This window comes from Mesorhizobium sp. CNPSo 4689 (genome assembly GCF_057784325.1).
This window is the reverse complement of sequence record NZ_JBWLUZ010000020.1, coordinates 1-19,250: the sequence shown is the minus strand read 5'-3', so window position 1 is coordinate 19,250 and position 19,250 is coordinate 1. Positions and strand designations below refer to the sequence as shown.

General features: G+C 63.2%; 19 protein-coding genes and 1 pseudogene. 9 read left to right on the top strand and 11 right to left on the bottom strand.

Translation table 11 applies throughout. The features are described 5' to 3' along the window. Nucleotides 1-915 precede the first annotated feature (915 nt). The 6 genes and pseudogenes from AC04SI_RS22115 to map form a co-directional block, all read right to left on the bottom strand. Nucleotides 916-1,167 carry a hypothetical protein gene (locus AC04SI_RS22115; RefSeq protein WP_488474887.1) on the bottom strand — a complete coding sequence of 84 codons (252 nt, stop codon included), beginning with the start codon at nucleotides 1,165-1,167 and terminating at the stop codon, nucleotides 916-918. Beyond that, nucleotides 1,167-2,333, bottom strand: a complete 1,167-nt coding sequence (locus AC04SI_RS22110) for a hypothetical protein (protein WP_488474886.1) — start codon at nucleotides 2,331-2,333, stop codon at nucleotides 1,167-1,169. Before AC04SI_RS22110 ends, AC04SI_RS22115 begins: the two co-directional genes overlap by 1 nt. Then, the gene (locus AC04SI_RS22105; protein ID WP_488474885.1) at nucleotides 2,320-2,562 is read right to left on the bottom strand and encodes a hypothetical protein; all 243 of its coding nucleotides are present in this window, start codon (nucleotides 2,560-2,562) and stop codon (nucleotides 2,320-2,322) included. The genes AC04SI_RS22110 and AC04SI_RS22105 overlap by 14 nt, the downstream gene beginning before the upstream one ends. A gap of 66 nt (nucleotides 2,563-2,628) precedes the next feature. After that, nucleotides 2,629-3,090: pseudogene (locus AC04SI_RS22100) on the bottom strand (UPF0758 domain-containing protein); the annotation flags it as partial. Nucleotides 3,091-3,199: 109 nt separating this feature from the next. Beyond that, the gene (locus tag AC04SI_RS22095; RefSeq protein WP_404281906.1) at nucleotides 3,200-3,970 is read right to left on the bottom strand and encodes a TIGR01458 family HAD-type hydrolase; all 771 of its coding nucleotides are present in this window, start codon (nucleotides 3,968-3,970) and stop codon (nucleotides 3,200-3,202) included. A gap of 74 nt (nucleotides 3,971-4,044) precedes the next feature. Continuing rightward, nucleotides 4,045-4,872, bottom strand: a complete 828-nt coding sequence (map, locus tag AC04SI_RS22090) for a type I methionyl aminopeptidase (protein ID WP_192177701.1) — start codon at nucleotides 4,870-4,872, stop codon at nucleotides 4,045-4,047. 215 nt (nucleotides 4,873-5,087) lie between these two features. On the opposite strand from map, the gene AC04SI_RS22085 reads away from it, so the two are divergent. From AC04SI_RS22085 to AC04SI_RS22070, 4 genes are all read left to right on the top strand, one after another. After that, nucleotides 5,088-5,480, top strand: coding sequence for a hypothetical protein (locus AC04SI_RS22085; RefSeq protein WP_404281908.1), 393 nt, complete (start codon nucleotides 5,088-5,090; stop codon nucleotides 5,478-5,480). A gap of 115 nt (nucleotides 5,481-5,595) precedes the next feature. Then, a complete protein-coding gene (locus AC04SI_RS22080) occupies nucleotides 5,596-5,832 on the top strand; it encodes a hypothetical protein (RefSeq protein WP_404281910.1) in 237 nt (78 codons plus the stop codon). Between the two features lie 133 nt (nucleotides 5,833-5,965). Further along, the gene (locus tag AC04SI_RS22075) at nucleotides 5,966-6,262 is read left to right on the top strand and encodes a DUF982 domain-containing protein (RefSeq protein WP_006201677.1); all 297 of its coding nucleotides are present in this window, start codon (nucleotides 5,966-5,968) and stop codon (nucleotides 6,260-6,262) included. Nucleotides 6,263-6,383: 121 nt separating this feature from the next. Then, the gene (locus AC04SI_RS22070) at nucleotides 6,384-6,707 is read left to right on the top strand and encodes a DUF6074 family protein (RefSeq protein ID WP_488474884.1); all 324 of its coding nucleotides are present in this window, start codon (nucleotides 6,384-6,386) and stop codon (nucleotides 6,705-6,707) included. Nucleotides 6,708-6,743: 36 nt separating this feature from the next. Here the strand turns inward: AC04SI_RS22070 and AC04SI_RS22065 are convergent, their stop codons facing one another. The 5 genes from AC04SI_RS22065 to AC04SI_RS22045 form a co-directional block, all read right to left on the bottom strand. After that, complete coding sequence (locus tag AC04SI_RS22065; RefSeq protein WP_404281912.1) at nucleotides 6,744-8,285, bottom strand: efflux transporter outer membrane subunit; 1,542 nt, start codon at nucleotides 8,283-8,285, stop codon at nucleotides 6,744-6,746. A 130-nt stretch (nucleotides 8,286-8,415) separates the two neighbouring features. Next, on the bottom strand, nucleotides 8,416-11,538 hold the full coding sequence (locus AC04SI_RS22060; protein ID WP_488474883.1) for an efflux RND transporter permease subunit: 3,123 nt from the start codon (nucleotides 11,536-11,538) through the stop codon (nucleotides 8,416-8,418). Next, nucleotides 11,535-12,686: an efflux RND transporter periplasmic adaptor subunit gene (locus AC04SI_RS22055; protein ID WP_404281915.1), complete on the bottom strand. Its 1,152-nt coding sequence runs from the start codon at nucleotides 12,684-12,686 to the stop codon at nucleotides 11,535-11,537. Before AC04SI_RS22055 ends, AC04SI_RS22060 begins: the two co-directional genes overlap by 4 nt. Then, the gene (locus tag AC04SI_RS22050; RefSeq protein ID WP_404281917.1) at nucleotides 12,667-12,858 is read right to left on the bottom strand and encodes a hypothetical protein; all 192 of its coding nucleotides are present in this window, start codon (nucleotides 12,856-12,858) and stop codon (nucleotides 12,667-12,669) included. The genes AC04SI_RS22055 and AC04SI_RS22050 overlap by 20 nt, the downstream gene beginning before the upstream one ends. Before the next feature lie 126 nt (nucleotides 12,859-12,984). Then, the gene (locus tag AC04SI_RS22045) at nucleotides 12,985-13,680 is read right to left on the bottom strand and encodes a hypothetical protein (protein WP_404281919.1); all 696 of its coding nucleotides are present in this window, start codon (nucleotides 13,678-13,680) and stop codon (nucleotides 12,985-12,987) included. A 212-nt stretch (nucleotides 13,681-13,892) separates the two neighbouring features. On the opposite strand from AC04SI_RS22045, the gene AC04SI_RS22040 reads away from it, so the two are divergent. The 5 genes from AC04SI_RS22040 (at nucleotide 13,893) to AC04SI_RS22020 (ending at nucleotide 19,044) form a co-directional block, all read left to right on the top strand. Beyond that, nucleotides 13,893-14,618 (top strand): response regulator, encoded by a 726-nt coding sequence (locus AC04SI_RS22040; RefSeq protein WP_404281921.1) that lies wholly within the window; start codon nucleotides 13,893-13,895, stop codon nucleotides 14,616-14,618. Beyond that, nucleotides 14,615-15,862, top strand: coding sequence for an ATP-binding protein (locus AC04SI_RS22035; protein ID WP_404281923.1), 1,248 nt, complete (start codon nucleotides 14,615-14,617; stop codon nucleotides 15,860-15,862). Before AC04SI_RS22040 ends, AC04SI_RS22035 begins: the two co-directional genes overlap by 4 nt. A 125-nt stretch (nucleotides 15,863-15,987) precedes the next feature. Next, on the top strand, nucleotides 15,988-16,281 hold the full coding sequence (locus AC04SI_RS22030) for a hypothetical protein (RefSeq protein WP_404281925.1): 294 nt from the start codon (nucleotides 15,988-15,990) through the stop codon (nucleotides 16,279-16,281). 976 nt (nucleotides 16,282-17,257) lie between these two features. Then, on the top strand, nucleotides 17,258-17,503 hold the full coding sequence (locus AC04SI_RS22025; protein WP_404281928.1) for a hypothetical protein: 246 nt from the start codon (nucleotides 17,258-17,260) through the stop codon (nucleotides 17,501-17,503). A gap of 860 nt (nucleotides 17,504-18,363) precedes the next feature. Then, nucleotides 18,364-19,044 (top strand): Crp/Fnr family transcriptional regulator, encoded by a 681-nt coding sequence (locus AC04SI_RS22020; RefSeq protein ID WP_488474882.1) that lies wholly within the window; start codon nucleotides 18,364-18,366, stop codon nucleotides 19,042-19,044. Nucleotides 19,045-19,250: the final 206 nt, after the last annotated feature.

Sequence of the window (19,250 nt, the reverse complement as noted above, 5' to 3'; positions counted from 1 at the left end):
TTTCGAAATTACCTGCAATTCCGCAATGAGATGACTATGGCAGACAACTCGCCGCCCGAGGGGCAACGCTTTTCACAAGTGTATCTGGTGAGGACTGACCTTCTGCCTGATAGCATTCGAATGCGGAGGCGACTGGCGCTGCTCCTTTTTGAACGGGGGCCGAGCGACCTGTATTCCTTAATGAATCGGGAATTAGGCACAAATCTGCCAAGCAACGGGTCAAGAATCCAATCGTATTGGCCCCGTGTATTCCAAATGGACATTGAACTTCGAGACGTCTTAGATTCTGTTACGCTAATATATAGATATTTGAGTAATCCCCAAACTCGCGGCGACTTTATCTCGGAAGCAAGGCGAATTTTTGCGGAGGAGCAAGTTCGATATCGAATTGACAGCAAGGGAGGCGTTCACTTTGCTCTTGATGCTGATTTCGAACGGACGCGAGTGTCGACGATCGCCGAGTTGGGGTCTGCCAGATATCAAGGTGTACTTAGCTTATTCGAGGATGCGTATTTGGCGCTCGATCAAACTCCACCTGACGGGAAAGCAGGGATCAGATCCGCATTCTTTGCGGCGGAAAGTCTATTCAGGCTAATTTTTCCCGACGCGCATCAACTGAGCGGCGGTGAGGTAAAGAAGCATTTGAGCCCCTTGCTCGATAAATTGTACCATGATCAGAAGCCGGCCATTCACCTAGCGCACAAGCAGTTAGCCTCCCTTAGAGAGTGGATCGACGGTGCCCACTTCTATCGTCACGAGCCTGGCACGGAGGAGCCAGCCCAGCCGCCACTCGATTTGGCGATCTACACTATCTCCCAATCTGGAGGTCACCTTAGGTGGCTCGCCGCAGTCGATAGGAAGTCGAAATAGGCTAGACTGGACCCATTCGGTTTTCTCTCCGCTGAGATACGCGGCTCATGCTGCTTTCCCCCTCCAGACAACGTCGCGGAGTGACGGGATAACCTCCCCGTCCTCCATTTCCACCATCACAACGAAACTCAGATTTTCGTTGTCCGCCTGCGTAAAGGTAACGCCAACCACCTCAACCTCGTCGCCATCTTCGTCCTGCGCTTTGAATGAAGTGATCGGCATCATGACACGGGCGTCCGCAGGTTCGCGTTCGGCCAGGACGTCGCGCATGATTTCCTCGAACTCTTGAGGTTCCATCAAGCGGCCTCCTGCCAAGGCAGATGGCGGGTCACCGACTCATCGTCATCGCCCCGAATGAGGTTGTCATTGGCGGCGTCAGGGTAGCGGTGCCACCGATAAGTTTCGGTGCCATCCTTTGCCGTATGCAGGTCAAGCAGGACGCGCTTGAACTCGAAGTCGGAATCGTTGCTGACGTTGAGATCGCGCTTCAAGTTGGCGTAGTCGTCGCCGTGCAACCGAATGGTGCTGCTGGCCGGCTCGTCTCCCTCTCGGTCGAGCCATCGAAGCGAGACGTCTATCGGGCCGAAGCCACCATCCCACAGGATTTCCTCGATTTCGACGTCTCGTCTCGTCGCGCCTGCCTGCTTGCGCGGCATTTTGACTTTGCCAGGCCTTGCCTTGTATTTTGCCGGGGGATCTTCATCGTAGCGTTTTTCGCGTAGCCACCTGTCGAGATACATACGGTCCACACCGTCGCCAGCCGCAGCTTTCCAATCGTTGGCAGAGGAGATGAGGTCGGCAATCGGCAAGCTCAGTTTCCGGAATTCTACCTCGGCGGCAGCACTGTTTTTGCGGACGCCATATGCTCGATACAACCTCTGAAACTCTTCGGCCGGAACCGCCGCGGTGGCCGCAAGGCCGTCCGCGTGCGGCGCCAACGGCGCGGCTGAATCATTAATATCATCCTTCCCTGTACCCTGGTCTAGTGACCGGGTCAGGGTGGATGGGTCTTCGTTCAGAAAATCCCGAACGCTATTATCCGTAGCGTTCGGAGATTCCCGAACATCTGCGTTCGGAGAATTCAGAACGCTAGCGTCGTCAGCCGTAGTGTTCGGAGATTTCTGAACGCTACAAACCAAATCCCAAGCCGGGACGTAACGGCTGGCACGCCGCCCGCTGCCTTTTTCCTGGTGGAGATAGCCCCATGATACGAGATCCGTGAGGGCGCCGTGCACGTCGCCGGCATACAGACCTTTGCCTGCAGGATCTCGATCCTTGATGGTGGTTACTACATGACGGACGCTCGCCAGGGCGTTGCCGTACGTGCTGTGATACCAGTCGAGAATGAAGCCAAACACGAGGCTGTGCTTCCTGGTGGCTCGCTTGTCGTATGGGAGGCTCATAAGGAGCTTGAGCTTGGCCTCAAGGCTTTCTGGCTTCGGGAGGTGTTTAGCGTTCGACATGAGCTGCTGCCCCCAACGCCGCGGCTGCCGCCTGGCTGATTTGTTCGGCGAACTTCGGAAGGAAGGTTACAGCGTGTTTGCCGCAAGCTTGAGGTGCGACCGTGCGCAACTTGCCTTCAGTGTTTCGGCGGAGAATGAGATTGTAAATCCGTAAGTGCCCGCCAATCTCCAGATCGAAATAGGCAAGCGTCTTGGGTCCGGCTGCTGGCCGGATTGCAATGATGTTCAACGTAATGTTCCTGATTTCGTCGCGTCCGGACTAGGGACGCGGATCAATAAAACCAATGACTTGTCACAGGATGCGGAACTGCTCGCGGTTCTCGAAGGCCATGGCTGAGCGGCAATAGTCGAGAAGCTGGGTCCAGTTGGACAGGACCTCGCGGCCGCGGATTTCGCTGCGCGCCATGCGCTGCGCGGCGGCAGTAATCACCTTCAGATCGACTGCCACCGATGGGCCAATGCCCTTCACCTCCTGAAGCAGCGCCACCGGCGCGCCAAGCACCTCGGCCAGCGTGCCGAAGCGCGAAAGCAGCGCCTTGGCGATCGGCTTGGTGTCGACGCGTGGGATCAGGCGAAAGAGCAGGAGTTCGAGAAGCTCGTAGTCGGGCAGGGCGTCGGGCCCAGCCGCCGTGAACCGTTCACGCAGGCGGTCGCGATGGCCGTGATAGTGCGGCTTTTCCACCGCCGCGGCCTTCGCCGGCGGTTCGCTCCACCGCTCGGAGAAGTATCCCCGCTCGTCGTCGCCGTTTTTCCCCATCGAACGCCCATATCCGACTGACCGGAACAGACAGTAGAGCATGATTCTAAAAGGGGAAACCGGCTCGCGATGGTTTTCAAAAGAGCCGCCAGACGCCGATCCCCCGCAGTCAGTCTCGGCGCGCAATGATCCAGTCGGCTGCCGCCGCGAGATCGGCGAAGGTTTCGGTCGGGCGCGGGTCAAAGCGTTTTTCGTCGCCTTGCCGGTATTTGCCCGTCCGCACCAGCAATGCGCTCGAAATTCCGGCGCGCAGGGCGCCAGCTATATCGGCCTCGGCGTCGTCGCCGACCATGATCGCCTGATCCGGCGGACAGTTCATGCTTGCCAGAGCCGACAGAAAGAATGCCGGCGACGGCTTGCCGAGAACGGTTGCGCGTTTCAGGGAGGCATATTCCAATGCCGTGACGAACGGCCCTGCATCGAGGCTGAGCGCACCGTCGGCATCCCGAAACGCCCGGTTGGTGGCGAGGGCCAGCAGTTCGGCCCCCGCGTTCAACTCGCGGAACGCATCATTCAGGACCGTATAGGTGAAGGCCTCGCCGGCATCGCCGACGATGACGGCGCGCTTGTCGCGAACCGGCAATTCGAAAAAGTCCGGCTCAAGGCCGGGATGAACCAACAGATATGGCGCACGACCATTGCGAAGAAGCCATTCGCGCGCCGCGTGCGCCGGCGTGAAAACATCCGCTTTGGTGACGGTCAGTCCCAGCGCTTCCAGATGTTGGAGGACCGTCTGTTTCGACGAACGTGTCGTATTGCTTACGAAGCGCACGGCCAGGCCGGCCTGGCGCAAACGCGCAACGGCTTCCACCCCGCCTGGTATGGCGGTCTCGCCATCATAGATGACGCCTGCGAGATCGAGCAGCACGCCTCGGGTCATCGCCTCAGCATGGCGAGAAGTTCGCCCTGCGTCAAAGCCGGGCGGATGTCAGTCAGGCTTTTGGGCGATATTCATCAGCCCGGCAGGCCGGGGCGGTCGAGTTTTTTCGGCGACAACGTGAAGATCTCGCAACCGGTCTCGGTGACGCCGATCGTGTGCTCGTACTGAGCCGACAGCGAGCGGTCGCGTGTTACGGCCGTCCAGCCGTCCGACAGCACTTTTACGTGCGGGCGGCCGAGATTGATCATCGGCTCGACGGTGAAGATCATGCCCGGCCGCATTTCTACGCCTTCATTGGCGCTGCCATAGTGCAGGATGTTGGGCGCGTCGTGGAACAACTGGCCGACGCCGTGGCCGCAGAAATCGCGCACCACCGAGCAGCGCTCTGCCTCGGCATAGGTCTGGATGGCGGCGCCGATGGCGCCGGTGCGGGCGCCCGGCCTGATCGCCGCTATGCCCCGCATCAGGCATTCATGGGTGACCTCGAGCAGCCGTTCGGCCGCGCGCTTGATGGTGCCGACCGGATACATGCGCGAAGAATCGCCATGCCAGCCGTCGAGGATATAGGTGACATCGATGTTGACGATGTCGCCGTCCTTCAACGGCTTGTTGTCGGGGATGCCATGGCAGACGACGTGGTTGATCGAGGTGCAGGACGATTTGGTGTAGCCGCGATAGTTGAGCGTCGCCGGCAACGCGCCGTGGTCCATGCCAAATTCGAAGACGAAGCGGTCGATTGTCTCCGTGGTGACGCCTGGCTCGACCATCGGCACCAGTTCGTCGAGGCAGCGCGCGGTGAGGTCGCAGGCCTTGCGCATGCCGGCAAAACCCTCTTCGCCATAGAGGCGTATCTGGCCGGTGTTCCTGAGCGGTGCCGTGGCGGCGTCGAGATAGGTGACCATTCTTGTCCGTCTGTCGATTGGGTGGCTCCAAAAATGAGCCGGCGCGAAAATCTCCCCAGATTTGGCACCGGAAGCCGCAAGGTTCAAGGAGGAACTGCCGGCGGCAGGCGTAGCCTGGCGATATTCTTGCCTTTATGGACCCCAGACTGTCTGGCTGCTCCGCTTTCCTTTTGCGGCCCTGTGGGTTAGGCAACATTCGGAGACCCGTGCCCCTGATGGCGTCCAAGCGCGCAACATCATTTCTGTCGCCGATCAGGGCCGCCTGCTCGGGCCTGATGGCGCTGCTGTTGCTGTCGCTGTTATGCCTGGCCCAGTCGGACGCGACGGCTTCCAGGAAGGTCGCGTCGAGCGGCGCCGCTATCAGCGCGGCCAGGCAGGGCGACGCGGTGGCGCTGCTGCGCGTCACCGGCAAGATGAAGGCGGCCGAAATCCGGGCCGCCCGGCCGCTGCCGGCCAAGTTCGTTGGCGGTGACGCGAACACCCTTCTGCCGGAGGCCGGGTTCCTTCCGCTCGATCAACTCTCTTCGGCCTGGGCAGTGCTCGTATCAGCGACCGTGCCTGCGCCGCGCAAGAGAGCCAACCAGCCGCGCGCGCCGCCTTCAGCATAACTGGCGGTCGCGGACCGCGCGTTTCGACCCCATTCATAGCCATTTCGCGTCGTGACCCGTGCGGCGGCCCAGGCCGTGCACCGGCCGCGCGGCGCGTCATTTCCGGAGCCTCCAGATGCAACGTATCAAAACCTTCAAAACCCTCTCGCGTGCCGTTTCGGCCGCCTTGTTTCTCTCGGTGCAGGCGCTGATTTGCATCGGCACCGTCTATTGGGCGATCGCCGAAACGCTTGGCATGACAGGAACGGCGGCGCTGGTCTTCGCGGCGATCTTTGCGGTGCCGACATTCTATGTCCTGACGGTCGTTGTTCGCATGGCCTATGACGCCGAAACCGACCCGGCAAACCAATGAGCCCGCGGTTCGGCCGGGCTTCTTGCGGCTATCGACCGCACTGACGACACATTCCTGCGCCAGAAGCCGGCCAGAGCAACCTTTCACGACGACCGGCGTTGCCGCACGGTGATGCCGGTTCGGGAGAGATGGAATGGACAGATTGCAATTCGAGGTGCCGGTGCGCATTGCGCCCGCGCCCGGCTTGCCGGTCGAGGAAATCTACAGCGTCGAACAGGCGCTCGATTTCCTGCAGAATTGGCCGGCGCGTCGGCAGGGCAAGATCCATGAGGCCGCCTTCAACGCCTGCTTCGGCGCGACGGTGGACGTGGTCAAGACCGAGGACGCCTGCCGGGCGTTCATGACGTTCTGCCGCGTCAGCGGCCTGCTGGCCAAGGACATGATGGTTCCCGGCAAGCGCGGCGGCGAGGCGAGGGGACTGAGGATCTAGGCCGGGCAATTGGCGCTCCAGTCGTCCGTCTGCTGCGATTGCCTCGACTTCGCGGTCCCTTCGCAAATTGAACGATGGACCTCGCCGTTAAGGTTCTGTTTCCAACCTCGCAGCTAGGCCTGTGACCGTAGAGCAGCGTGTGATTCGTTGCGTCAGTGTCGTGGTCCAGAAGATGTCGTCAGCAAACGTGCGAGCCTTTCCAATAGACCGGCAGATGGTCCTGGTTCGCGATGTTGCCGCCAAGCTCGGCAATTTGCATGGCGACACGGCCACATCCTTCTGGAAGGCCACCGCGCGCGAACTCCTCGACCTTGCGATGGGGTCCGGCCGCGATGCCGCTTCCGCCAGCAACGAGGTGCGCCGATTTTTCGCTGCTGTGCAAAAAGAGATGCATGTGCTGACAAGTGAGGCCACTGCTCTGCCTGCGAGATCGTCACCAATCTGAATTGTCCAATTTGCTCTGCTGGCCGAAGCAGATTGGCTATCCCTGGATGTCCCTGTTCTTCGCTGCCAGCCGCGGGCCGGTCTTGGCGTCGACGATTTCGGGTCTGGCGCTGTCGATCGCGCCGTCCCAGCCGCCGCCGAGCGCCTTGTTGAGCGCGATATAGTCGGTGGCGATCAGGACACGGCTTTGCAGAAGAGCGTCCTCGGCCGAATAGAGCGAGCGCTCGGCGTCCAGCACATCGAGGAGACTGGTCTCGCCGGATTTGTAGAGCGTCCGCTCGAGACTCGCCGCGTCGCCGTAGGATTTCGCGGAAGAGGCTAACTTGCCGTTCCTGATGCGCTCCTGCGTCAGCGAAACGCTGGCGTTTTCGACGTCTTCGAGCGCCGTCAGGACTGAGGCTTTGTAGGCGATGAAATATTGGTCGCGCTGGGCCTCGGCGACTTCGACGGCGGCCTGCAGCTTGCCGGCGTTGAACAGCGGCACGCTGAGCGTTGGCCCGAAGGACCAGCCGATGGTGGAGTTCTTGCCGAGATCGCCGAGCTTGAAGGCGGAGGTGTCGATGTCGCCGGTCAGGCTGACGCTCGGATAGCGCGCCGCCTCGGCCTGGCCGATCCTGGCGGTGTACTCGGCATATTGCCGTTCCGCCATGCGCACATCCGGCCGCGAGAGCAGGATATCGGCGGGAACGCCTGTCGGGATGGGCAGGCGCGGTGAGGGTATCGGCGCGCTGTGCTTCAATCGCTCGGTCAGCGCGGCCGGCGGCCGGCCGGTGAGCACCGAAAGGCGGTGTACCGCTTCGGCATAGCTCGCCTCCAGTGTCGGGACGTCGGCCTCGGTGCTGCTCGCCTGTCCCTTCGCCTTGGCAACATCGGCCGCCGTCGCCGTGCCGGCTTCGGCCATGGTGCGGGTGAGCTCCGCCGTCTGCGTCTGCGACGCGGCCGCGCGGCGGGCGAGTTGAGCACGCGCCTGATAGCCGCGCGCCTGGGTGTAATTGGAGGCGACATCGCCGACCAGGGTCAGCAGCGTCGAGCGCAGTTCCTCTTGGGCGGCATCCAGCCCGTAGCGGGCGGCCTCGACGCTCCTGCGGTTGGCGCCGAACAGGTCCAGTTCCCAGCTGGCGTCGAAGCCGGACTGGAACTGGCTGTACGCATCGCTGGCGGTTCCGCCCGAAGTGGTCGCGGCCGTCTTGTTGCGCGTGGTGGATCCGGAGCTGTCTGCGGACGGGAACAATGTCGCGGCGCTCTGGCGGTAGCTGGCACGGGCCTCGTGAATCCTGGCCTTGGCGGTGGCGACGTCGAGATTGCCGGCGACGGCTTCTTCGACAAGCGCGTCCAACTCGGGGTCACGCAGCCGCTGCCACCATTTCGACAATTGCGCCGGTTTGACGGGTGCGGTCTTCTTCTGGCTGCTCCAAGCCGCTGGCATCGCGAGAAAGGGCTTCTGATAGTCCGGGCCGACGACGCAGCCGGCCAGTGTGGTCGCTGCCAGCGCCACGGCGCTCACCTGCCTCCAGGTCGACCGACTGGCCGGCGCCGAGCTTCGGCCGGTCGTCCGGCTCTTGGAGTCCTTACGCGTCATACTCTTACCCTCAACTAGGATTGGTCGTGGCCCCTGCCTTGCATCCGTCGATACGGCCGGGGCATTCGTGAGGCCGCTGTCGGGCGACAACGAAGCCATGATTGGGCGGGCTGCCTTGATTGATGTCCAGTCAGCTTGCGGTGTTGGCGTCCGCTACCTGTCGGTCGGCGTCGGATCGCTCCACCAGCAGCTTGCCGAGATGGCGGGCGAAGAAGCGCTGGATGTCGTCCATGAAGGTGTAGACCACCGGGACATAGACGAGGCTGAGCACCGTCGAGGACAGCAGTCCGCCGACCACGGCGATGGCCATCGGCGCGCGTGTCTCGGCGTCGGCGCCGATGCCGAGCGCGATCGGCAGCATGCCGGCGCCCATGGCGATCGAGGTCATGACGATCGGCCGGGCGCGCTTGCGGGCGGCGTCTAGCAGCGCCTCGAAGCGGCTGAGGCCGCGCTCCTTCTCGGCGACCAAAGCGTATTCGACGAGCAGGATCGAGTTCTTGGCCGCGATGCCCATCAGCATCAAAAGGCCGATCAGCGACGTCACGCCAAGCGCATTGCCGGTGATGAGCAGGAAGCCGAGCGCGCCGCCGATCGACAGCGGCAGCGCGACGAGGATGGTCACCGGCTGCACGAAGCTGCGGAACAAAAGGACAAGCGTCAGGTACATCAGCAGGATGCCGGCGGCGATCGCCGTGGCAAAGCCCGAGAACAGCTCCTGCATGCGGGCGGCGTCGCCGCGCGCCAGCTCGTGCACCCCGGCCGGCAGGTTCTGCATGACTGGCAAGGCGCCGATCGCCGTGGTCGCCTGGCCAAGGGTGAGGCCGGAAAGATCCGCCTCGATGGTCGCGCTGCGGCTGCGGTCGACCCGCGTGATGCTGTTCGGGCCGGCGTTGAAGCCGATATCGGCCACGGCGCCGAGCGGCACGGTGCCCTTGCTGCCGGTCAGCGGCAGCATTGCGAGCTTGGCCGGATCGTCGATGGCGCCGTCGGGCAGAGTGACGACGATCGACACCTGGCGGTCGCCGAGATTGAATTTCGCCAGGCTGGTGTCGGTGTCGCCGATGGTGGCGATCTTGACCGTCGCGGCGATCTCGGTCGGCGTGATGCCGAGTTCAGCCGCCTTGGCGCTGTCGGGACGCACGATGAGCTCCGGTTTGGTCGTGGCGGCGGTCGAGGTCGGGTTGATCAGGCCGGGGACCGATTTCATCTGGTCGATCAGCGCGTCGCTTACCTTCTCAAGTGCGGTGCCATCGTCGCCGACCAGGGTGATCGACACTTTGGCGCCGGAAGAACCGTCGGCGCCGAACTGGATGCGGGCGCCCGCAATGTCGTTGAGCTTGGGCGAGGCTTCGGCCTCGAATTCCTGCTGGCTGACCGTGCGTTCTGCGCGCGGCTTGAGGTTGACGGTGACGGTGGCGGTGCGCACCTCGGCCGAGCTCGAGCCCTGGTTCGGCCCGCCGCCCGAGGCAGCAGCCGTGCCGATGGTGGCAAAGATGCTGTCGACGGCCGGCTCGTCCTTGAGCCGCTTGGTGATGTTTTGCACGACGGCCGTCGTCTGTTCGATCGTCGAGCCCGGCTGCAGTTCGACGGACATCATCGAGCGGCTGCGATCGGTCGCCGCCATGAATTCGGTCGGCAGTTTCGTTGCCAGCGCCATCGAGCCAGCGAAGAAGGCAATGCCGGCGAACAGTGTGATCCAACGGTGGTCGAGCGCCTTGCGCAACAGCCACAGATAGCTCGGCACCCAGGCCGGCGTATCCTCCTCGCTATGGCCGCCGGCACGCACCAGATAGGCGCCCATCAGCGGTGTGAGCATGCGCGCTACCAGCAGCGAGAACAGCACCGAGACGCAGACGGCGATGGCGAAGCTCAGGAAGAACTTTCCGGGAATGCCGGGCATGAAGGCCACCGGCAGGAACACGGCGACGATGGTCGCTGTGGTCGCCACCACGGCAAGCCCGATCTCGTCGGCCGCCTCGATCGCCGCCTGGTAAGCGCTGGCGCCGGTCTGGCGCATATGGCGCACGATATTCTCGATCTCGACGATGGCGTCATCGACGAGGATACCGACCACCAGCGACAGGGCAAGCAGAGTGATGTTGCTGAGCGAGATGTCGAAGGCCGCCATCACGGCAAAGGTCGGGATCAGCGACAGCGGCATGGCGACCGCCGACACCAGCGTCGCCCTGATATCGCGCAGGAACAGCCAGACGACGCCGACCGCGAGCAGGGCGCCCATCCACAACGCCTCGAGCGCTGCATCGTAGCTTTCCTGCACGAAGCCGGACGAGGAGGTGACCTCGGTGAATTTCGCCGCGGTGGACTTGGCACCCATTTCGGCGATCGTGGCGCGCGCGGCCTTGACGACGTCGATCTCGCTGGAACCGACCGACCTGTAGACGTTGAAGGCCACGACCTGCCTGCCGTCGAGATAGGCCGCTTGGCGCGGCTTTTCCCAGCTGTCGACCACGGTGCCGAGATCGGAGAGCTTGACATCGCCGGCGCCTGAAAGCGCGATGCGGGTATCGGCCAGCGCCTCGACGCTCGTGGCACTGGCCAGCGTGCGCACGGACTGTTCCTGGCCGCCGATGGCGGTGCGGCCGCCTGGCTGGTTGACGTTGTTGGAGGCGAGCGTCTGGCTGACTTCGCCGGCGCTGATGCCGAGTGCCGCCAGGCGATCCGGATCGAGCTCGACGCGGATGACGCGGTCGACGCCGCCCGAGCGGGTGATCTTGGAGACGCCGTCGACGCCGAGCAGGGCCTTGGCGACATCGTTGTCGATATACCAGCTCAACGCATCGGGCGACATGGACGGCGCCTCGACCACATAGGTCAGCACCGAATTGCCCGTCGCGTTGACCTTGGCCACCACCGGTGTCTGGGCCGCAGCCGGCAGGCTGGACTGCACTTCGGATACAGCGTTGCGGACGTCGTTGGTGGCGGTCTCAGGGTCGGTGCCGAGGGTGAACTCGACCGTGGTGACGGAAGAACCCTCGCTGATCGAGGTCGAGACGTCGTCGACGCCTTCGAGCGTCGCCACGGCATTTTCGACCACGCGCGCGACCTGCACCTCCATCTCGCTCGGCGCGGCACCCGGCTGCGCAACCGTCACCGTGACCGTCGGCAAGTCGATGTCGGGCATGTTGTTGGTGCGCAACTGCATGAAGCCGTAGAGGCCGGCAATCGTCAGCGAGAGGAACAATACGATGGTCGGAACCGGGTTGCGGATCGACCAGGAGGAAATGGCGTTCATTGGGCTGTCTCCGTCGAGGGCGCGGAGGCGTCGGCCTCGGCAGAGGCGATGCGAACCAGATTGCCGTCGCTGAGGAAGCCGGCGCCGGCGACGACGACGCTGTCGCCTGCCGACAGGCCGCTCTCGATGGCGACGCGGCCGTTCTGGCGTGCGCCGGTTGCGACGGAGCGCGCGCTGACCTTGCCTGCGCCATCGACGACGAAAACCGCCGGCTGGCCGTCATGCCAGACGAGGGCCGCCTCGGCGACGCTGAGCTGCTGCGAGGCAGCGGTGGCTATCGACACGCGGGCAAACATGCCGGGCTTCAGGCCGGAGCCTTCGCCGAGGCCGACATAAACGGTGGCAAGCCGCGTGGTCGAATTGACCGTCTCGGCAATGGAGGAAACGCTGCCGGCAAAGGCGCGGCCGGAAGCGTCGGTGACGCTCGCCGACTTGCCAACCGAGATCGCCGCCAGGTCCTTTTCGGGGACGAGGACGCCGACCTCCAGCCTGCCGTCGCGGATGATCTTCATCAACTCGGTGCCGGCCTGGATGATCGAGCCGGCGACAGCGGGCTTGCTGGAGACGATGCCGTCGAAGGGGGCGCGGATGGTCGTCCGGTCGAGTTCGGCCTGCAATCTCTCTGCAGCGGCCTCGGCCTGTTCGACTTGCGCCTGGCCGGTCTTGACGGCGGTTGCTTTCTCTTCCGCGGTCTCGGCGCTGACAGCGTTGCTGGCCAGCAGCTTGTTGGCGCGGGCAGCGGCGGAGACTGCCGAGTCCAGCGTCGCTTGGGCTTGCGCGACCTCGGCCTTCTGCTCGGCGAGCTGGGCCTTGAGCAGCGAGGCGTCGAGGCGCGCGACGACATCGCCCGCCTTGACGTGGTCGCCCTCGGCAACCAGGACATCGGTCAGGCGCAAGCCGCTCTCTTCCGCGCCGATCGTTGCTTCCTGCCAGGCAGCGACCGTGCCGGTGGCGCTGACGGAAGATTTGATGGCATCGGAACGGACCGTCTCGACGGAAACGGTCAGCGTGGCGGCCTGAACCGGCGCGGCCGTTTGCGCAGCGGGTTCGGCCGAGCCGCGGCCATAGGCGTTGAGCACCGCGACAACGCCGGCTGCGACCAAAACGGCCACAAGGAGAAGATGGCTCTTACGCAATTTTCTGGTCATGATCTTTGGTGCTCAAACGTATGGAAATTGGAAGCGACAGGCGGTAGGCGGCGAAGCTCAACCGGACCGCGCCCTTCAGCGTGTCGGCCGGCAGGGTCGGCGGCATGGCGCGAGCGAAATGACCGATCGGCAGGGACGGCGGACCCATCGCCGCGATCAGCCGCAGCATCATCAAGGCTTCCCACATTGTCGTGCTTTCGTTGCTCGATGACGGCCGGGCAAACCGGCCGCCATTTTGGGACAAAAGAGACCGGCCGGCCCGCGAACGGGTGGTCAACGGGCCGGCCGGCGCAACCGGTCAGAGTTGCGAGCCATTCTCGGGCGGCGGGAGCTGCCTGCCATGGTCAGGAAGACCGCCGGGACCGGCTGCGGCATCCGGCGGGCTGCCCCAGGGACCGAGGGGTGGTCTGTGTGGCCGTTCCGCCGAAGCGAGGATTTCGAGCTGTTCGGGCGTCAGCTTGGCGCGGAGCGCGGTAATTGCACCCTTCAGCTTGCCGGCCGAAACCGCACGTTTGGTGATGTCGTCGGCGAGGCTTTCCTGACGGGCGAACGGGTCGCGCGGTGCCTGAGCGGCGCTGCCATCGGGGCCGGGCTTTCCGGCGTCGGGGCCGCGTCCACCGGAGCCGCCCGGACCATGATCAGGCAACGGTGGCGTCAGTGTCTCCTGCAGCGCACTGGTGTAGTCGCGCCAGGCGTCGAGCTGCTCGGCCCGAATGCCAATCTTGGTTTCAAGCGCCGAAAGCCGGGCTGCCAGCATGAATTCCGGCGGCGGTCCCATGCGCTGTGCGCCGAAGCGCAGCGGGCCAAAACCTTCCGGCCGGTGCCGCGTCGGTCCATGCGGACCGGGTTGCATCGGACCCTGGTCCGGGCTGTCCTGCATGGCCACTATTGGCGGTTCGTCGCCCGAGGGGGCGCCAGGGTCGGCTTGCTGCGCCAGCGCCGGATGAATGGCGGCGACCGAGAAGAGGCCGAGGGCAAAAAGTCTGCTTCGCATGATGTTTTCCTTTCCCACATGCTTCGGATGGCTGGAGGATAGGAGGCGTCTTTTGCCGCTTTGCTTCGGCGCGTTGCCGAAGGTTTCCACAAAAGGGAGATTTGTTTCCGAATGTTTCTGTTCGCCGGCCGGAAACATTCGGTTGCAATTTTCCATGCCGCTCGCCTGCGGCTCTCCCTATAATCAAGAGCGAACAGGCAACCGGGCGAAGAATGCAGGCACAATCCCATATCCTAGTCGTCGACGATGACCGCGAGATCAGGACGCTTCTCGGGCGCTATCTCGACGGCCAGGGCTTTCGCGTCTCAGTGGCGGCCGACCGGCGCGAATGCGAACAGAAGCTCGGCACGGGCCAGTTCGACCTGATCGTGCTTGACGTCATGCTGCCCGACGGCTCTGGGCTCGATATCTGCCGCGCCTTGCGCGACCGCAAGCCGCATATTCCGGTGATCCTGCTGACGGCGCTGAAGGAAGATGTCGACCGCATCATCGGGCTGGAGCTTGGCGCCGACGACTATCTCGGCAAGCCGTTCAATCCGCGCGAACTCACTGCCCGCATTCGCGCCGTGCTGCGGCGCTCGGCGCCGGAAGAGGCCGCCCCGCCGCGCGTGCGCGTCTACCAATTCGCCGGCTACAGGCTGGAACCGGACACGCGCAAGGTGACGGATGCCGAGGGCGCGCTCATCGACCTCACCGGCGCCGAGTTCGACCTGCTGCAGGTCTTCCTCGACCGTCCCGGACGGCTCTTATCGCGCGACCAGCTTCTCGACCTGACGCAAGGCCGCGAGCGCGATCCGCTCGACCGCTCCGTCGACGTGCTGATGAGCCGGCTGCGGCGCAAGTTTGGCGACACCGGCGAAGGGCCTCTGTTCAAAACGGTGCGCAATGGCGGCTACCAGCTCACCGCCCGCGTCGAGACGGCGGAGGCCGAGGCATGAAGTCGCTGCGCCGGCGCCTGATCATCCTGCTGGTCGTCTCGATCGTCGGCGTTGTCGGCCTTGCAACGATCGTCGCCATCAAGGTGCTTGGCGGGCCGTCGCCCGAGTTGAGCATGGGGCCGGTGGCTCGTCAGATCCAGTTGATGGTGCAACTGGTCCCGGGCCACGTGCCGGGCGCCGGCGACGCGCCGGTCAATCTCAGCGATCAGCCCGCCGATGGCGTCGAGGACCAAAGGCACACCCGTGTGCTCAACCACATCATGCACGAGTTGGGCCTTGATGTTTCGGCCGTCGTCAGCCGCAATGTCGGCAGACCCGGCATGGTCGCTTCGGTCGCGCTGCCCGACAATCGCTGGATGATCGTCGATGTCCCCGATTTCGGGCCACCGCGAGATGCCTGGTTCGTGCTCTCGGGCTGGATCACGCTGATCGTACTGGGCGCTACCGCCGTGTCGGTCTATTTCACCGCCGTGCTGGTGCGGCCGCTGGAGATGCTCGAGACCGCGGTCAGCAAGATCGGCTCGGACGGCGTTTTAGCGGCGGTGCCTGAGGAAGGGTCGGCCGAGGTCAGGGCGACCGCGCATGCGCTCAACCAGCTTTCCGCCAGGCTGAAGACGGCGATGGAAAGCCGCATGCGGCTGGTCGCCGCCGCCGGGCACGACCTCAGAACACCGATGACGCGGATGCGGCTGCGGGCCGAATTCCTCGACGACGATCGCGACAAGTGGCTTCACGATCTCGACGAGCTCGACCGCATCGCCGACAGCGCGATCCGGCTGGTGCGCGAGGAGGTGAACCAGGATGCGGTGGAGCCGGTGGAGCTCGACAGGCTGGTCCGTGATATCGAAACCGAGATGATTTCGGCCGGCCATGCGGTCTCGATCGACCATCTCGACAAGGTGTCGGTCAAAGCCGGCGCCCTCGGGCTGCGCCGCGCGCTGCGAAATCTAATCGTCAACGCCGCGACGCACGGCAAAAGCTGCACCATTGCGCTCACCGGGCAGGGTGGCCGGGCCGTTCTCACCATCGCCGATCGCGGGCCCGGCATTCCGCCGGACCTCCTGAACAAGGCGTTCGAGCCGTTTTTCCGGGTCGATCCGGCCCGCGCGCAATCTATCCCCGGCGCGGGGCTGGGCCTCGCGATCGCCAAGGAGATCATCGAGCGCTACGGCGGCACGATCCGGCTGGAGAACCGGCAGGGCGGAGGGCTGCTGCAGACGGTGGTGTTTGGCGCGGTTTCCTAATGGACCGGAGCCGTTCAAGCCCTGCCAAATCGAGACGATCTCGGCCTCGCTCGCTGCATCGTGACAGCGCGACCGTTGCGGGCCTGCGAATTTTGGCAGTACAACGTTTTTGCGAGGATGCCACCATGACCATACGCGGGACCATGCTTTGCGCGGCAGCGATAGTGATTGCGGCTACAAATTTCGCAAACGCTCGGCCCGACACGCGAAAGATGACCTGCGCGCAGACCCAGGCGTTGATCCAGAGCCAGCATGCGACAGTGCTGAGCACCGGACTGAATACCTATGATCGCTATGTCCGCCATTTCGGCAATGACTGCGATGCTCCTTACGTGCCGATGGTTGACTATGTCCCGACCGGTGACGGTCAGTGCATGGTTTATCGGTGCGAACAGCCGGCGCCAATGGTTCCGTTTTGATCGGAGGCAGTGCCGCTTTCCCGGCTTTCACGGAATCTCAGACATGGGCCGACGCTGCTCACTTGACCTGCTCGATCTCCGGAGCTGGCGTCTGGTCAATCACTGGAGCCGGCGTGCAAGCTTGCCCCTTGCATGCCTCGACAGGATCCTCGGCCGGCGGCAGGCAATTTTGTCCTTCGCAATGAACTGGCGGCCGCTCTGGCGCTGCTTCGTCGCTCGGCGGAGCAGGCTGATCCTCAGCGCGAACGGCCGCTGGTCCTACCAGGCCCATCATGGCCGTGCACAAGAGCGCTATGCGAAGCAAGTTCATTTCCGCCTCCGCGGCTGACAGCAAGCAGAACTTTACGCTCTCGATCTGAGGCCGACATCCTATCACCCGCGAACGACGTTAACAGCGCGTTTCCGCCCAAGGAATGCGCTCGGCCTTCACGCCCTGGGAGGATGCCATGGCCGATGGTGGAATGAACGTCACGAGGTTCGAATCCAAGTCCCACAACAACCCGGATGAAATTCGGGCGCCCGACAAGACACGTGTCGAAGTGGTCCGGCTTCCCGGCTTCACGATCGGGCGACTCAATATGGAGCCCGGGTTGAAATGGCCCGAGTGCGTGAAGCCTGTCGTCAAGACGGACAGTTGTCAGGTGTCGCATGTCGGCTACGTCGTATCCGGAACCTTGACCGTCAGATTGAATGACGGGACCCCAGAAAACGTTCGGGCAGGGCATGTCCTATACAATTCCGCCCGGCCACGACGCCTGGGTGGAAGGCAACGAACGCTTCGTGTGCATCGAAGTCATGAGCGCCGAGCAGTACGCCAAACCGGCATAGGGCAGGCGCAGAGCTGCAGGCTAGGCTGCAACGGGGTGGCGGGTGTTGCCGCGCCGCGCGTCACCGTTCGCCTTGGCGGACCATTTGCAAGGTCAGTCTCGCAACAGCCAGCACGGATATCATTGAGCCGTCACCAGAGGAGGTCTCAATGGTTTCCGCGATTGCAAGTCAACATCGGCATGTTCCGGAAAATCAACTGAAAGCGGCAAAGCCGGAAACAGGTGAAGGATTTGCGCCGGGCAACAGCGCAGACAGCGTGGGACATCGCGCCAAGGCGATGGTTGCCGAAGCCGGCGACACGGATCCTGGTGCGCAAGGCCGCGCGGCATCGACGATCGCCAGGATGGACATCACAGTTTTGACGCCGCCACCCGAAGAAGCACCAGCGGAGTAGGCTGAAGGACCGCCACTGACTAGACGTGGCACCGACTGGAGCTTGGGATGGCGCGTCACGATGGAAGAGATTCTGGAGCGACGAAGGCGCTGCACTTTCCCAAGCTCAACGTGACCTTCTGGTTTGACGGGTCGGAAATGGTTGGGCTCACTGCAAGAGATCCGGAAGGATGAAGAACGGCCTTCAGCGCGCGCTTACGCGGCGCGCGCAGGCCGGTCCGGGGCCGCGCATATAGTGGAGTTCTGGCCGGTAACGCGGTGCAACGAATTCGCGAACGTCTGATGCCAACCGAGTGATCAAGGCCCACCGCTCCATGACACATTCTCTGCAATACGCCGCTGCAGTAGGCTGTTCATTTCCGATTTTTGTCTGGGCTATCCACAGTCTCGCGGTCATCGAAGCGCTCCCTATGACCTTGTGACGGCCGGCGGACATGATGGCAAAATCCGCGACGTCGATGCCGATGCGATCTCTGCTGATTGACTGCTTGAACAAAAGACCGAGTCGGATTGGGTCGCAGTCAGAAATCCCCAAGAGGTCTCGGACAACCAAAGGGCTGCTCCCAGGGTCGCGGCCAAGAATGCTGCGGGAAGGCCGAACAGAAGCTTACGCGACATCATTGTCCCAACCTCACATGCCGGTATCGAAATGGAACAGCGCCTTTGCGCCCGGCATGTCTGAAATCAGAGGGAGCAAGAACCGTGCCACGCGTACCCGCGCACGACAGCTGTCAGGTGTCGCACGTCGCTACGTCGTATCCGGGACCTTGACCGTCAGATTGGATTCAGCGAAGCGGGCTGCCGTCCTCTATTTTCCCGCGACCTGCGTTAAAATATCACGTACCGATCTGGAGACGCGTCGTGGCCAAGGCCAGCAAGCGCCCATTCAACGTCAACGTCTTCCTCAACACCGTGGACGGCGGAAGGACTGTAGCGACCTATCTCAAGAATGAGACTGTCTATTCGCAGGGCGACCCCGCGGATTCCGTCTTCTACATCCAGAAGGGCAAGGTCAAGGTCAGCATCCTATCGGAGCAGGGCAAGGAAGCGATCGTCGCTCTCCACGGCAGCGGGGACTTCTTCGGCGAAGGCTGCTTGTCCGGCCAGCCGCTACGCCTGGCTACAGTCTCTGCGATGGTGGACAGCGTCGTCATGCGGCTTGATAAAGCATCGATCACGCGGGTGCTCAAAGAGGAACCGAAGTTCTCTGAGGTATTCATGTCATACTTGCTGGCCAGGAACGCCCGCGTCGAAGAGGACTTGGTGGACCAGCTTTTCAATTCGAGCGAGAAGCGCCTGGCGAGGTTGCTCCTGCTGATGGCAAACTTTGGCAAGGAGGGAGGCCCGCAGCCCGTCATTGCGAAGATAAGCCAAGAGACGCTGGCTGAGATGGTCGGCACCACGAGATCTCGCGTGAGCACCTTCATGAACAAGTTCCGCAAGCTCGGGTTCATTAAGTACAACGGAGATTTGGAGGTTCACAACTCTCTGCTGAATGTGGTCCTCCACGACAATCCTCACCTCAGGGGCAGGGACCTTTGAGGAACCTGTTCTGTATGGAACAGCCAAGCCACTTGCACTCGTGCTAGGTTCTCACGTCGGTTCCGCCCCCCCGGACCGGCCCTACAACCGTGAGACCATCTCGGTGCGGCAACTGCACGACTGCCTGCAGAGTCCCAGTTGTGTGCGTCAGCAAGATGGCTCGGCGTTGTCGGTGACTTCGGCGCGTCCGTCCCAGCCCACCCAAC

Excerpts from the sequence above, each read along its gene's own strand:
- AC04SI_RS22115 (WP_488474887.1), bottom strand. The coding sequence starts at position 1,167 with ATGGAACCTCAAGAGTTCGAGGAAATCATGCGCGACGTCCTGGCCGAA.
- AC04SI_RS22110 (WP_488474886.1), bottom strand. The coding sequence starts at position 2,333 with ATGTCGAACGCTAAACACCTCCCGAAGCCAGAAAGCCTTGAGGCCAAG.
- AC04SI_RS22095 (WP_404281906.1), bottom strand. The coding sequence starts at position 3,970 with ATGACCCGAGGCGTGCTGCTCGATCTCGCAGGCGTCATCTATGATGGC.
- map (WP_192177701.1), bottom strand. The coding sequence starts at position 4,872 with ATGGTCACCTATCTCGACGCCGCCACGGCACCGCTCAGGAACACCGGC.
- AC04SI_RS22085 (WP_404281908.1), top strand. The coding sequence starts at position 5,088 with ATGGCGTCCAAGCGCGCAACATCATTTCTGTCGCCGATCAGGGCCGCC.
- AC04SI_RS22080 (WP_404281910.1), top strand. The coding sequence starts at position 5,596 with ATGCAACGTATCAAAACCTTCAAAACCCTCTCGCGTGCCGTTTCGGCC.
- AC04SI_RS22075 (WP_006201677.1), top strand. The coding sequence starts at position 5,966 with ATGGACAGATTGCAATTCGAGGTGCCGGTGCGCATTGCGCCCGCGCCC.
- AC04SI_RS22065 (WP_404281912.1), bottom strand. The coding sequence starts at position 8,285 with ATGACGCGTAAGGACTCCAAGAGCCGGACGACCGGCCGAAGCTCGGCG.
- AC04SI_RS22060 (WP_488474883.1), bottom strand. The coding sequence starts at position 11,538 with ATGAACGCCATTTCCTCCTGGTCGATCCGCAACCCGGTTCCGACCATC.
- AC04SI_RS22055 (WP_404281915.1), bottom strand. The coding sequence starts at position 12,686 with ATGACCAGAAAATTGCGTAAGAGCCATCTTCTCCTTGTGGCCGTTTTG.
- AC04SI_RS22050 (WP_404281917.1), bottom strand. The coding sequence starts at position 12,858 with ATGATGCTGCGGCTGATCGCGGCGATGGGTCCGCCGTCCCTGCCGATC.
- AC04SI_RS22045 (WP_404281919.1), bottom strand. The coding sequence starts at position 13,680 with ATGCGAAGCAGACTTTTTGCCCTCGGCCTCTTCTCGGTCGCCGCCATT.
- AC04SI_RS22040 (WP_404281921.1), top strand. The coding sequence starts at position 13,893 with ATGCAGGCACAATCCCATATCCTAGTCGTCGACGATGACCGCGAGATC.
- AC04SI_RS22035 (WP_404281923.1), top strand. The coding sequence starts at position 14,615 with ATGAAGTCGCTGCGCCGGCGCCTGATCATCCTGCTGGTCGTCTCGATC.
- AC04SI_RS22030 (WP_404281925.1), top strand. The coding sequence starts at position 15,988 with ATGACCATACGCGGGACCATGCTTTGCGCGGCAGCGATAGTGATTGCG.
- AC04SI_RS22025 (WP_404281928.1), top strand. The coding sequence starts at position 17,258 with ATGGTTTCCGCGATTGCAAGTCAACATCGGCATGTTCCGGAAAATCAA.